Raw genomic sequence first — 13749 nt, forward strand, 5'->3', positions numbered from 1 at the left:
GTGATTATCACTATGCCCTGCAAATATATTCATTTTATTTATAACGACAATACGGATTGTACTTCTACGTCTTTGTCGTTTTCGAATACTTTTTCCCCATTCAACTCTTTTAATTCAATAATGAAGTTGATATATACTTTCTTCGGATGGAGTTTCTTCACGAGATTACAGGCAGCTTTCATTGTACCTCCGGTTGCCAGCAGGTCATCGTGCAATAATACTACATCATTTTCGTTCAAGGCGTCTTTATGTATCTGCACTGTATCTTTGCCGTATTCTTTGTCATAGCTTTCTTCCATTGTTTCAGCAGGGAGTTTCCCGGGTTTACGGATGGGTATGAATCCTGCTCCAAGGCGGGTTGCGAGAATCGGGCCCATAATAAAGCCCCGTGATTCGATACCTACTACCTTGGTGATCCCTTTATCTTTGTACATTTCGTACATAATATCCGAGAGTTCCTGGAGGCGCTCCGGGTCTTTGAACAGTGTAGTGACATCATAGAATAAAATTCCGGGTATTGGGAAATCCGGTATTTCCCGGATGCTTTTTTTAAGCTTCTCTTTGCTCATAATCATTGTTTTATATCGTTTTTTTAAATGTTTTGTTTCACGTGAAACGCAAGTGCCCTATCGTCCGGAAAGGACCAGTAATACGTTGATGTCGCTTGGCGAAACACCGGGAATCCGGCTTGCTTGCGCTATTGTTTCGGGGTCGATTTTCTTAAGTTTCTGCCGGGCTTCAGTCGAAAGTGATTGAAGATTGTCATAATCGAACTTGCCCTTTATCTTAATACTTTCAAGTCTTGCCAACTTGTCAGCGATGATGCGTTCCCGTCCAATGTAGCCTTCATATTTGATTAGAATTTCTGCAGCTTCCAAAATTTCGTCTTTCCTTTCATCTGTGATTTTTTCTAATTCGCGCTTAAATGCCGGTATGTGTTCGGAGATGTTTTCTATTGTAATTTGCGGACGATTAATCAAATCAATCAACTTGCATCCGTGGCGTAGGGGAGTAGTCCCTAATTTTTCAAGTGCATCGTTTATTAGTGCAGCTTTAATTGAATAGTTACGGGTAAAGTTTACAATGCTTTCTATTGCTTCACGCTTGCTCTTTAATAAAGCATAGCGGTCCTCTTTTACTAACCCCAATTTGTATGCTCTTTCTGTGAGTCGCATATCTGCATCGTCCATGCGAAGAAGAATGCGATATTCGGCTCGTGAAGTAAACATGCGATAAGGTTCGTCAACACCTTTAGTCACGAGGTCGTCGATTAATACGCCAATATATGCTTCATCCCTTGCTAAGGTGAAAGGCTCCCCGCCATGGCAGTTGATGTGTGCATTAATACCTGCAATGATACCTTGTCCGCCGGCTTCTTCATATCCGGTAGTACCATTTACTTGTCCGGCGAAGAAGAGATTTCTGATTTTCTTCGATTCCAACGTGTGTTTTAGTTGTGTCGGATCAAAGTAGTCGTATTCGATAGCGTATCCCGGTCGATAAATAACGAGGTCTTTGAAAGCGGGAATCTTCTTCAGTGCTTTTATCTGTATATCCATCGGCAAAGATGAAGAGAATCCATTCAGATATAATTCCTGCGTAGTTTCTCCTTCCGGTTCAAGGAATAACTGGTGCTGTTCTTTATCGGGAAAGGTTACGATCTTTGTTTCGATACTCGGGCAATAGCGTGGTCCGATACTTTGTATTTGCCCGTTGAAAAGGGGAGAATCGGATAGACCGTTGCGCAGAATGTCATGTACTTCTTTATTTGTAAAGCACGTCCAGCATTGTAATTGCTTAAGATGCCGCACGCTGGTATTCATGAATGAGAATTTGTGGAAATCGCATTCACCATCCTGAGTGTCCATCAGTTCGTAATGTACGCTTCTTCCGTCAATACGTACAGGAGTGCCGGTCTTCATTCGTCCGTATTCAACGCCATGTTTTGCGATGGATTCGGTTAATTCGTAAGAGGCCGGTTCTGCCATACGTCCACCCGGAAGTTTTGTTTTTCCTACATGCATCAGTCCGTTCAGGAAGGTTCCTGCGGTCAATACGATGCATTTGGCGTGAAACGTCACATCCCAGAAAGTCTTCAGTCCCACAACCTCTCCGTTTTCAACGATAATTTCCTTTACGGTATCCTGCCAGATATGTAAATTAGGTATATTTTCTAATATTTCACGCCAGGCCCAGATAAATTTATTCCGGTCGCACTGTGCACGCGGGCTCCACATAGCCGGTCCTTTCGAACGATTTAGTATACGGAACTGGATAGCTGTCTGATCTGTTACTAATCCCATGTAGCCACCCAAAGCATCTATCTCACGTACAATTTGTCCTTTAGCAATCCCCCCTACAGCAGGGTTACAGCTCATTTGCGCCACCTTGTTCATATCCATAGTGATAAGACAGGTTTTTGAGCCTAAATTTGCTGCCGCTGCAGCAGCCTCACAGCCTGCATGTCCGGCACCAATTACAATAACGTCGTACTTAAAATCCATTGAATCAATGTTTATTTCTTAACCGCGCAAAGTTACGAAAAAGTTGTCAGTTGCGGGTTTTATGCAATAAGTTTTAAGTGTTTATAGGTATCACAAACCAATGATTTGATTTATCGATAAGATCTTAATTTTGCCTTTTTACTACCAAAACGTTTGTGATTTGAACGTTTTAAAAAACGCTATTTGGGACGAAATACTCTTGATAGCTAAAAATATAAGCAATTGGGGTTCTTTTGGAGCGTAGGCGGTCAAATGAAGTTAACTTCATACCTTCGGGAAGTTAACTTTTTGTTGATAAGATACTAATTCTTTCCAAGTACGAAGTTAACATCGTATTAACACGAAGTTAGGTTTTTGTTAAAAGAGGATGAACTTTATACTCAATAAGCTATTTAATAGTGTAAAAAATACCTTTTCTTTTTCTGAAATTCATCAGAAGTGTTTATGCTATTAAATGACTTTTTGTTGAATGCATCTATTTTTTGCTTCCTAATCTCCATGTTCTGGTTTTCTATTTTGTCTTTTTGTTTGGGAAGGGTATAAATTCTTATCTTATTGAATTTATGTAATTCAAAATGCCAGCGTTTTTTTGAGTATTGTTTTCGGTTGGACGGAAATAGAGCGTTTTAGAAAGGTTTAAAAATACAGAATGACAGATTGGCAATTGAAGCAAGCAGAGTTACGCTGCACCACTGAAGAGAAAGCATATTTGAGTAATTGCCTGTTTAAGGAGACTTCTATTTTAATCGTATCCGGGTACTAAGCAAACTTGGATTTTTAGAACATTGGCGGGAGAATGTTATCACATTTGGCTGTTTTTTTCTATAAATCAGCCCTTTATAATGCTACAGATGTTATCCATTTTTCTCTTTTACGAAAGGGGAATGGGGTAACTTTGCCATCGAATTAATTTTATATCAATTATGAAGAAGAGTTTATTGAAAGTTAGTAGCTTTGCGCTGCTATTGGGTGGTTGGCTATGTGCATGCCAAGATGACCAAATTGTGGATCAAAAGGTTAGTTTAGACCATTCTAATACTATCCAATTAGTGGAAATAACAGATAATAATGAAGTTATTCCGGTTACATCCACTCGTGGTAATGTTGGTTCTGCTTCAAACTTAGCTCTTAGATTTGCTTCAGAGACGGATTATCTGGCAGCATTACGAGATATTGAGGGGAGAGATATTTCAGGAAAATTGCGTTTTGCTGATTCGTTGGGATTGACTTCAATGCAAAAGTTACTTCAACTTGCAGATGATGAATTGGAAAGTATCGGTGCTAATGCTTTGAATGAAAGTGATTTTAGGAATAAATATAATGCGTATAAAGAAAAATATTCAAAGTATTTTGTCTTTAATCAAGTTGATAAATCAGATTTATCTGCTTATATGCCGGCTGGTGATGAAAAAGCGTCTTTCGTTGTAGGTATAGGTCATAAAGTGGTAGTAGGCAATAGAGTGGAGCGCATTGACTTTCATCAAAGAATGAGTGTCGAAGATTCTTTGTTATTTGCAAATAGTCCTTCAAAAGCAGCTCAACCGTTTACGAGAGCTTTAAAACCGGAAGCAGAATGGCCTGTTAATAGTTTCAATGAACGTCCATTTAATGGGAAAAAAACCGTTTTTAATTTTAGACCTACGTCTGGCAGAGAATTTGAAATACATTTAGGTGCGCAAAAGAAAATGTGGTATGGATGGAAAAAAGATCCTGCAAGAGACTTTTATTTAAAATTTAGTGTAAGTAATTTTCAGTGCGTTGTAGCGGGAGCTGGTGGTCATCCTGTTTGGACAAGTTCGCCGGAATATATTTATTCGTTTTTGGGAGCGAAAGGTAAAGTAAACATGACTATTGGGCGTGGATTAGGCGGAAATATTGAGGGGAAAGCATATGTCTGGACTGATCAAACTATTGAAAAGGATGCAAAGGGTAATGTGATAATGGAGCTGGTGAATAAAAGACCTTACCCGAAAGGTAATATCAATAATTCTTTGCCATGTAAGTTATCTTGGGCAAATGGTACTTATTAATTTTTTATGTTATATGAAAAAGATTTATTTTGTTTCTTTGATTATGTTAGTAGCTTCTATGAGCAGTATGGCTCAAGTGAAGTTTGGTATCGAAACCGGTATGACTGCTTCGCGCATAGTTTCAGGTCAGAGGATAACAGAGAGTGCTGCAAGTTCGGCCGGGGTACAGATTGGCCTGGCTGCCGATTTCACTTTTAGTAAAAAATGGTTGCTGATGTCCGGTTTGTCTTTTTTACAAAAAGGAGGCGGACTCAACAGGGAGTTGACTGTTAATGCCGGTCATGTGGATTTATACCAGGCTGGTCCTGCTTTTAATCATATCTCGTTTAAGATGAACTATCTGGAGCTTCCTCTAAAGCTGGGATATAAGTTTCAGTTAGGAGATAAACTCGATTTGATACCTTCTATTGGTATTTATGGAAGTTATGGTTTTAATGCAGGAAACTGTTCGTTGGATGTCTATCACTCCTATGAAAATTATGGAGCTTATGTGCCAACTCAATGGAAACCTTTTGATGGCTATTATAAGGTGGATGATGCAAACAGTAGCAGTGTGTCTGTCATTCCACTTAAAGAGTTGAGACATTGGGACTTTGGTGGAACTGTAGGATTGAAAGCGGTTATTTCTAACCATTTCACTGCGTCTTTCAACTATTCACATAGTATAAGGGCAATTCAACGGCAGATGGATTTGCGTAATTCAAACTTTCAACTTTCAGTAGGGTATCAGTTTTAAATATCATACGATTTCATTGAATTAATAAGAAGGCTTAGAGTGATCTTTGTACCAATGTACAAAGATAGTCTAAACTTAATTGAAATAACAGCTTAGACCGGCATTTATTGCTGTGTCTAAGTTGTTATTTTCTGATTTCGTCAATGCGCCACTCCAATCAATTCATCCTATTCGGTTTGTCGAACAGAGGCTGGATGCTGTGATGTTTGTTGGTAAGAAAGAGCGTTTTTTTAGCAAAAATCCGCTCTCAGGCATTCTTGTTCTGATTGTCGTAATGGTCTTGGCTGTATCCAACGCTTTGCCAACACTTGGATTGATATGCTTTAGCTTAATGATCCTCGTGTAGAAGTAACAGAGGAAAAGGCATTCTCTGTTATTACGCTTATATTCGTGGCAACAAGTGTTGAGGAAGGGGAGGAGTTGAATTTTCAGTCCGAATTTTATTTTGATTTGTGTTGACGTTTTTTATACACGCTGGTGGTCTTAATTAAAAAATGCGTGTTTTTATAAAAATATTCAGAATCTGTTTTGAATTTATATAATAAGTTTTTAAGCATGATTTGGCAGAATGTAATTTGTAGCATTGCTTCTGCCGATTCTGTTTTATATTCATAATCCGCCGTCATTTTTCTGTAGTTTTCAATCCATGCAAACGTTCGTTCTACAATCCATCTGAGCGGAAGTACTTGAAACTTCTTTGACGATTCTTCAGGGCGAAGTACTACAGATAATTCTCAACTACAATTCTTTACTGTATCCGCTAATTTTCCTCTATACCCATCGTTGGCTATAATCTTCTTCAATCTTGGGAATGAATACCGAAGCTGTTTTATAGGTTCGACAGCCCCTATACGGTCGTGGATATTGGTAGTATGAACTGTGGCTGCCATTGGTAAGCCAAGCGTGTTGACAAAAATATGTTCTTTTCTGCCTTTGACTTTCTTTCCACCATCCATACCATATTTACGGCTGTCTATATGATGGGACGTTCTTACACTTCCGGAACCTATGAGTCCGATACCGGGGCTGATAGCTTTGCCAAAAGCTTTTCGAACTGATTCTCGAAGATGATGCATCAACTCCTCAAAGATTCCTTCCGGCTCCATTTACGAAAATAGAAGTAAGCGGTCTGCCAAGGACTAAATTCCTTGGGAAGCATTCGCCACTGACAGCCGATCTTAGTAAGGTATAACATAGCATTTATCATTTCACGTAAGGGATGTTTTCGTTTCCTTTCTTTGGTTTCTACTATATTTTTTATAACTTACCACTGTTTATCAGTGAGGTTGGTTGGATAATTATTCATAACTTATGTCTTGGTAACCATAAGGTTAAGAGATGGTGTTTGATAAATCGGTTGATAAACAATATATTATATTGATCTTTTATAATTCAAAACAGCTTCTGAATATATTGTTCGTATAAATGGCAAATTGTTGTTTTATTGATATCGCGAGAATCGAAATACAGGCGTTTTTTTTTAATGAGTCTTCCGGTTGGACGGAAATAGAGCGTTTTAGAAAGGTTTAAAAATACAGAATGACAGATAGACAGTTGCCTTCCCTTGAAAAATTTGGAAGTGGTTGAAAAGAATCGTAAGTTTGTTATCATAAAGCATTATAATTATGAATAAGATATTTGTCGGTTTTATCTTTTTATTGTCTTTAGTGAGCGGAGTAGTTTCTTGTCAACGCTCTTCGTCACCGTATCCGTATTCTTTGAGATATGCCGATTCTTTGATGGAGATATCTCCTGAACGTACGTTGGCTTATCTTCGTAAACTTGATGTTTCTACTTATTCAGCGGGTGACCGAGCATATTTCAGTTTACTTTTGACACAGGCTACTGATAAAAACTTTTTGCCACTTCTTCCCTGTGATTCACTGATTGATACCGCACTAGATTATTATGCTAAAAAAGATGGTGTCAATTGGGCTAAAGCTTGGCTTTATAAAGGGCGGATTCAAAAACAAATGAATATGACTGAACAGGCTTTGAAGAGTTGCTTTACTGCTTTGCAGGGAGTTGAAGGAAATGCCGGGGAGGAATTAAAGCTGAAAGGAATGCTATATGAAGATATGGGATCGATTTATTTACATCAATTTCTTTATCAGAAAGCGTTTGATGCGTTTTATCGCTCTTATCAATGTGATTCTTTACTGAATGACCATAAAGTATTAATGTATTCTCTTTCGAATATGGGATGGGTGCGTGTTGTTGAAGGAAAAGAAAAGGAAGCTTTGTTTTATCTCGATCAAGCCTTAGAGTTAGCATTGGCTTTGAAAGATTCTGTTTTTATGAGTGATATATACCAACGTATGAGCCTAAATTGTGAGAATGTTGACTCTGCATTTATGTATGCTCGTTTGGCCGAAAATTATCTGACGGAGAAGAATGATTCTATTGGTTACTATAGTTTGTGGTTAACATTTGGGGAACTATATTTGGATAAACAAGAGTTAGACTCTGCAGAATATTATTTAAAGCGTACACTGGATATTGCTGATTTTAAAAGGAAGATATTAGCGTCGTATTCTTTGGCTGAGGTTGAGAAGATTAGGGGTAACTATCAACGAGCTTTTGAATATCAGTCCTATTATGGCGATAATATAGACTCTATTTTTTCGTTAAACAAAGCCTCCGACATTGAGCGCTTGGCGTATAAATATGATTCAGAAGCGAAGGTAGCAAAAGAAAAGGAAAGGCATAGGCTTTTAGTTCAGCAGCTCTGTTATGGAGGAGTTTTGTTTGTGCTGGTTATTGCTATCATTTTTCAACGTATTTATAGGCGACGTCGAATAGCCCAGTTGCTGTATGAACAGCGTATAGCTCATTTAAATGAGCAAACAGCTTTATCTCAATTACAAATAGAACGTTTAGAGGCTCAAATCTCTGCTTTAAAACAGTCTGACATGGAGCGTGAACAGGAAATAGCTTTGAAACAGGCAGAATTGTGCCGTGTCATTGATGAAAAAGCACGCTTGCGTAACTGTCTGTTTACAGAGACTTCTATTTTTAAGCGTATTCAAGAATTGAGCAGTCAGGCTAAGCCGGGGCAAGATGGAGTGAAAAGGGATCCGAAAGTTCTTCTTATCAAAGAACAGGAGCAATTGAAAGGTGTGTTATTTGATATTTATGATGATTATATCCGATACCTTACGGATACCTATCCTAAAATAACCGATGACGACTGTATTTATTGTTGTTTGAAACTTTGTGAATTTGACGATCAAACCATAGCTTATTGTTTTGGTAATGTGAGTAGGCAAATTGTGGCCCAGCGGCGTTTACGATTGAAGAAGAAAATGGCTGAAACCAATTGAATAAAGTCCTTTTGGAGCTTTGTGGGAACCTGACAAGGTTTAAATGTTATCGTGACCGATTGCTTTCTATCTGTTTATCTGTTGTTTATAATGTTGTCTATGTTATCTCGTTTCTTCTTTTTAGAAGGAGAAATGAGGTAATTTTGCAGTCAAAATAAAAACGATATGAAACAATGAAAGTAAGAAAGAACATTCTATTTACAGGGCTTATACTCCTACAACTGTTGGCATTGCCTGGAGAGGTATATGGCATGGATCATGCAGTTATGGCTGTCATGAAGAAAAAGCATAATGTGTATACGAATACGCATTTTTCAGAAAAAAACCGGAGAGATATTTTACCTGTTGCTTGCGGTTATATTGAAGAGGATCAACTGTTCTTAAGTTTTAGTTCTCCATTGAATAATATGAAGATACAAATTGTGGATTCTGAAACAGGGCAGACGGTTTTTGATGATACTATAACGGGTACTTCTTTCTCTATTCTTTTAGAACGAGATTCTGATAGCTTTGACATTTATATTTCAAATATTAACAACTAAGAATTATTCTACAATGAAGAGAATTTTGTTTGCAGCAATTTCTTTTGTCGTATTATTTCCCGCATGTGGTAATGATGTAGAAAACATTCAGGGGATGCTAATGTAAATTTTAAATCTCTTTATGATGAATATGAAGCAGCATGGGAATTGAAGGAGAGTATCGGCTGACAGTAGATACAGATAAAATAGTTAAATAATAACCAGTTACAGATTATGAAAAAATTAATTTTATTATTGTTTTTGTCTTTACCGATAGCTGTTTCCGGACAACAGGTAGAGAAAGGTAGTGGTATCATTCTGGGTATAGGCGGAGGGCATATTTCTTCTCATACTCCAAGTGTTTATGGTGGTTTACCTGTAGATAAAGGAAGTTCTTTTTTAGACCGGAAAGTTGTTTTGGAAGCTGGGTACCGTTTTCGTTTGGTTCCTCAGAAAGGACGTTTTTTTTATGATGTAGACGCACTGTTTGGATATAGTAAGTGTGATTATAGGATTAGCTATTTGTCTGCTGAAGAGAATACGGTATATAGTGAGGCATCCGGTGATAAACAGAATTTGTCTTTGTCATTGGCCGGAACATGTAACTTTCAAATAGTGAAAGGACTTCATGTAGGTGTGGGAGTACAACCAACCTATTATATATGGGAAACAAGAACATTTGATATTCCTGTATTGGCTAAAATTGGCTATGATTTTGGGCCTGCTGAACTTGCCTTTTCTTATAAACAAGGACTTGTGAAAAATAATAAGATTTCGGCTTTTAAAGATAGCCGCTTCTCAAACTGGCAATTCTCTGTTTATATTCCTTTGTCAAAGTGTCTGCTAAAAAAATAACCTGAACTTGAGTTTACCTGTAAAGGTGGAGTGGAGTAAAGATGAAGAAATTACTTCATTCCACCTTATTATTTTTCAAGTATCACTGTTTCCTTATAGCCAATGCCCTGTTTTCTGCCGCTTCCATGATTTCCCGCTCTCCGGGTCCCTTGTCATTAATGCCGCAAAGGTGGAGGATTCCATGAATGATGGTACGGTGTAATTCCTCGTCATAAGTCGTATTGAATTGCTCTGAGTTAGTCTTTACCGTTTCCAGGCTAATAAATAAATCTCCAGAAAGACGGTCACCCTGACAATAGTCGAAGGTGATGATGTCTGTATAGTAATCGTGTTGTAAGTACTGGCGGTTTACTTCCAGTATTTTTTCATCCGAACAGAATATATAGGCGATTTCACCGATTCTTTTCCCATAAGTGGCAGCTACGGCTTTGATCCATTCGGTAGTCTCGCGTTTCTTGATATCGGGCATTTTGACACCCTCTGTTTGATAAGTTACGGCCATAATTGTTTTTATTTTAAAAGAAGAATAAATAACTGATTAGAATTGCTGCAATGATTCCGGCAAAATCGGCAATCAGTCCGCACGTCACCGCATTACGTGTTTTCGTGATGCCTACGCTGCCGAAGTAAACAGCCAGAATATAGAAAGTGGTATCGGAAGCTCCGCGAACCACACAGCTCACACGTCCGACAAATGAATCGGGTCCGAATTGCTTCATGGTATCGATCATCAAGCCATTGGCACCGCTTCCACTGAGTGATTTCATTAAGGCAGTCGGCAGTGCACCTACAAAACCGGTGTCAAGCCCACAGAATGCCACAATGGAGCCGATACCTCCAACGAGTATATCCATAGCCCCCGAAGTACGGAAAACCGCGATTCCAACGAGGAATGCCACCAGGTAAGGAATGATGCGGACTGCTGTGGTGAAGCCTTCTTTGGCACCTTCTACAAAAGAATCGTATACGTTGATTTTTTTTCGAATGCCTGTGCCGATAAATAATATGATGACAGAAAACAGGATCACATTGGCTGTCAAGGTGGAATAAATTCCCATATCTTCGCGTGAAAGCGTAGCTGTCAGGTAAATGATTCCGCCAAAGAAAAGGCTCAGGCAACCCATAAGTGTCAATATCGCTTTGTTTATCAGATTGATGCGCTGGGAAATACTGACAGCGATGACTCCTACCAGTGTGGAGATAAAGGTACTTAGCAAGATGGGGATGAAAATATCCGTTGGCTGTGCAGCTCCCATCTGTGCCCGGTAGACCATAATGCTGATAGGGATGATGATCAATCCGGAAGTATTAATCACCAGGAACATAATCATGGGGTTACTGGCGGTGTCTTTCTTAGGGTTCAGTTCCTGTAACTCTTTCATGGCTTTCAGTCCCATGGGGGTAGCGGCATTGTCGAGTCCCAGCATATTGGCAGACATATTCATAAAAATAGAACCCATGACCGGATGTCCTTTCGGAATATCCGGAAACAAGCGGCAGAAGACCGGACTCAGCCAGCGTGAGAGGGCATTGATCAGTCCGCTGTTTTCACCGATTTTCATTATTCCGAGCCAAAGGGACAAGACACCGGTGAGTCCGAGGGAAATCTCGAATGCTGTTTTAGATGAGTCGAAAGTAGAATTGATAATCTCCGTGAATATTTGGGTATCGCCGAAGAACAGGAGTTTGCAGACGGCAACTACGAAAGCAATCACAAAGAACGCAATCCAGATATAATTTAGAACCATAAATATGCCCGTTAATTTTCCTACAAAATTAAGAATATGTTTCTATTCATTGTGGCTTTTTTGCCTATTTTTGTCAGGATGTAACTTTATAAACTCAATTGTCTCGATGAAATCGATAGAAATTCAAAAAGAGCTGGAGACTTATGTTGATCCGGTGAAGCGGGAATATCTTCCCGGATTCTTTAAAACCGGAAAAGGGCAGTATGGCGAAGGTGACAAGTTTCTTGGGGTAGTAGTGCCCAATACTCGTATTGTGGCTAAAAGGCATAAGGACATCCCTTTTGAGGTAATGGCCGAATTGCTTCAGTCGGAGTGGCACGAATGCCGGTTGTGTGCATTGCTGATGATGGTGGAACGGTTTAAAAAGTCCGACGAGAAAGAGCGGGAGGCTATCTATCGTTTCTATCTGTCTCAAACGGAACGTATTAACAACTGGGATTTGGTAGACCTGTCGGCTCCTTATATTGTAGGCGAATATCTGAGAGATAAATCACGTGACGATCTTTATCGGCTGGCTGAGAGTAATCTGCTGTGGGAGCAGCGCATCGCGGTAGTGGCTACTGTTACTTTGATCAGAAATAACGATTTCGCCGATATTCTTCGTCTGGCAGAGTTGTTGTTGCAGCATAAGCACGACCTGATGCAGAAGGCTATAGGCTGGATGCTCCGTGAGATGGGAAAGAAGGACCGGGACTTGCTGTTGCAATTCTTGGATAAATACAGGATGGTGATGCCACGAACTATGTTGCGTTATTCGATAGAAAAACTGACGGAAGCCGAACGAAAATATTACATGAAGCGTTAATTGGGGCATTGCAGGATTGGCTACAGGGATCCGGGGAACCGAGAGATTTAATCTCTTGCTTATAGGGATGTCATCCTCTGTGAACTCTGTGTCCTCTGTGGTGATCTTCTCGTTTCAAAGGAAAAACTCTGTGAAACGCTGTGCTACTCTGTGATGAAATCTATATCTTTGCTACCTATTTATAAAAAAGAAATGGAAGAAGATTTTAATATACGGGATCATCAACTGACCAGCAGAGAACGGGATTTCGAGAACGCCCTCCGTCCATTGAGCTTTGAAGACTTCAACGGGCAGGATAAGGTGGTCGATAATCTCCGCATTTTTGTCAAGGCGGCTCGCCTGAGGGGTGAAGCGCTGGATCATGTATTGCTACATGGACCTCCCGGATTGGGAAAGACTACTTTATCGAATATTATCGCTAACGAGTTGGGTGTGGGATTTAAGATAACTTCCGGACCGGTACTCGACAAACCGGGTGATCTGGCCGGGGTGCTGACCAGTCTTGAACCGAATGACGTGTTGTTTATCGACGAGATTCACCGTCTTTCACCGGTAGTGGAAGAATATCTCTATTCGGCCATGGAGGACTATCGTATCGATATCATGATCGATAAGGGACCCTCGGCCCGTAGTATCCAGATTGATCTGAGCCCGTTTACACTGGTGGGGGCGACAACCCGCAGCGGTTTGCTGACGGCTCCTTTGCGTGCCCGTTTCGGTATCAACCTGCATTTGGAGTATTATGACGACGATATATTAAGTGGCATTATCCGCCGTTCGGCAGGTATACTCGACGTGCCTTGTTCGTCTCAGGCAGCCGGTGAAATAGCTTCAAGGAGTCGTGGAACCCCTCGTATAGCCAATGCGCTGCTGCGCAGGGTGCGCGACTTTGCACAGGTGAAAGGTTCGGGATCTATCGACACGGAGATTGCCAACTATGCGCTTGAAGCACTGAACATCGATAAATACGGACTGGATGAAATTGATAATAAGATTCTCTGCACCATTATTGACAAGTTTAAGGGTGGCCCGGTGGGATTGACAACGATTGCCACTGCCCTGGGTGAGGATGCCGGAACGATTGAGGAAGTATACGAGCCATTCCTTATCAAGGAGGGGTTCCTGAAGCGTACTCCCCGGGGACGTGAGGTGACGGAGCTGGCTTACAAACATCTTGGGCGCAGCCTTTACGATAGTCAGAAGACACTGTTTAATGATTAGATACAC

At 40.0% G+C, this 13749-nt stretch carries 12 protein-coding genes and 1 pseudogene; 7 read left to right on the plus strand and 6 right to left on the minus strand.

Annotated elements, in window-relative coordinates; translation table 11 throughout:
- Nucleotides 1–38: 38 nt before the first annotated feature.
- Together FDF36_RS12485 and mnmG are read right to left on the minus strand one after the other, a co-directional pair.
- Entirely contained in the window at nucleotides 39–575 is a 537-nt protein-coding gene (locus FDF36_RS12485) for an adenine phosphoribosyltransferase (RefSeq protein WP_022011645.1), read from the minus strand.
- A gap of 51 nt (nucleotides 576–626) precedes the next feature.
- The gene (gene mnmG / locus FDF36_RS12490) at nucleotides 627–2504 is read right to left on the minus strand and encodes a tRNA uridine-5-carboxymethylaminomethyl(34) synthesis enzyme MnmG (protein ID WP_005822602.1); all 1878 of its coding nucleotides are present in this window, start codon (nucleotides 2502–2504) and stop codon (nucleotides 627–629) included.
- 923 nt (nucleotides 2505–3427) lie between these two features.
- Here mnmG and FDF36_RS12495 point away from each other — a divergent pair.
- Both FDF36_RS12495 and FDF36_RS12500 read left to right on the plus strand, forming a co-directional pair.
- Complete coding sequence (locus FDF36_RS12495; RefSeq protein WP_220391540.1) at nucleotides 3428–4534, plus strand: DUF4848 domain-containing protein; 1107 nt, start codon at nucleotides 3428–3430, stop codon at nucleotides 4532–4534.
- A 13-nt stretch (nucleotides 4535–4547) separates the two neighbouring features.
- On the plus strand, nucleotides 4548–5270 hold the full coding sequence (locus FDF36_RS12500) for a porin family protein (RefSeq protein ID WP_259281435.1): 723 nt from the start codon (nucleotides 4548–4550) through the stop codon (nucleotides 5268–5270).
- Nucleotides 5271–5710: 440 nt separating this feature from the next.
- Here the strand turns inward: FDF36_RS12500 and FDF36_RS21545 are convergent.
- Together FDF36_RS21545 and FDF36_RS21295 are read right to left on the minus strand one after the other, a co-directional pair.
- Nucleotides 5711–6376 (minus strand): annotated as a pseudogene (locus tag FDF36_RS21545) (transposase).
- Nucleotides 6346–6477 carry a transposase gene (locus tag FDF36_RS21295; protein ID WP_308919604.1) on the minus strand — a complete coding sequence of 44 codons (132 nt, stop codon included), beginning with the start codon at nucleotides 6475–6477 and terminating at the stop codon, nucleotides 6346–6348. Before FDF36_RS21295 ends, FDF36_RS21545 begins: the two are co-directional and overlap by 31 nt.
- A 418-nt stretch (nucleotides 6478–6895) precedes the next feature.
- Here FDF36_RS21295 and FDF36_RS12515 point away from each other — a divergent pair, with 418 nt between their 5' ends.
- The 3 genes from FDF36_RS12515 to FDF36_RS12525 all read left to right on the plus strand — a co-directional run bounded on the left by FDF36_RS12515 (nucleotide 6896) and on the right by FDF36_RS12525 (nucleotide 9969).
- Nucleotides 6896–8593, plus strand: coding sequence for a tetratricopeptide repeat protein (locus FDF36_RS12515; protein WP_220391542.1), 1698 nt, complete (start codon nucleotides 6896–6898; stop codon nucleotides 8591–8593).
- A gap of 173 nt (nucleotides 8594–8766) precedes the next feature.
- Complete coding sequence (locus tag FDF36_RS12520) at nucleotides 8767–9135, plus strand: DUF3244 domain-containing protein (protein ID WP_220391543.1); 369 nt, start codon at nucleotides 8767–8769, stop codon at nucleotides 9133–9135.
- A 213-nt stretch (nucleotides 9136–9348) separates the two neighbouring features.
- Nucleotides 9349–9969: a hypothetical protein gene (locus FDF36_RS12525; RefSeq protein ID WP_220391544.1), complete on the plus strand. Its 621-nt coding sequence runs from the start codon at nucleotides 9349–9351 to the stop codon at nucleotides 9967–9969.
- Nucleotides 9970–10051: 82 nt separating this feature from the next.
- On the opposite strand, the gene ybeY is transcribed toward FDF36_RS12525, so the two are convergent.
- Nucleotides 10052–10471 (minus strand): rRNA maturation RNase YbeY, encoded by a 420-nt coding sequence (gene ybeY / locus FDF36_RS12530; protein ID WP_005779618.1) that lies wholly within the window; start codon nucleotides 10469–10471, stop codon nucleotides 10052–10054.
- A gap of 13 nt (nucleotides 10472–10484) precedes the next feature.
- Nucleotides 10485–11717 carry a nucleoside recognition domain-containing protein gene (locus FDF36_RS12535; RefSeq protein ID WP_005812336.1) on the minus strand — a complete coding sequence of 411 codons (1233 nt, stop codon included), beginning with the start codon at nucleotides 11715–11717 and terminating at the stop codon, nucleotides 10485–10487.
- A gap of 106 nt (nucleotides 11718–11823) precedes the next feature.
- Between FDF36_RS12535 and FDF36_RS12540 the strand changes: the two genes are divergently transcribed.
- Nucleotides 11824–12522, plus strand: coding sequence for a DNA alkylation repair protein (locus tag FDF36_RS12540; protein WP_220391545.1), 699 nt, complete (start codon nucleotides 11824–11826; stop codon nucleotides 12520–12522).
- A gap of 192 nt (nucleotides 12523–12714) precedes the next feature.
- Nucleotides 12715–13743 carry a Holliday junction branch migration DNA helicase RuvB gene (ruvB, locus tag FDF36_RS12545; RefSeq protein ID WP_005779612.1) on the plus strand — a complete coding sequence of 343 codons (1029 nt, stop codon included), beginning with the start codon at nucleotides 12715–12717 and terminating at the stop codon, nucleotides 13741–13743.
- Nucleotides 13744–13749: the final 6 nt, after the last annotated feature.

Origin of the sequence: Bacteroides fragilis (genome assembly GCF_019583405.1) — a bacterium.
Lineage (GTDB): Bacteria > Bacteroidota > Bacteroidia > Bacteroidales > Bacteroidaceae > Bacteroides > Bacteroides fragilis_B.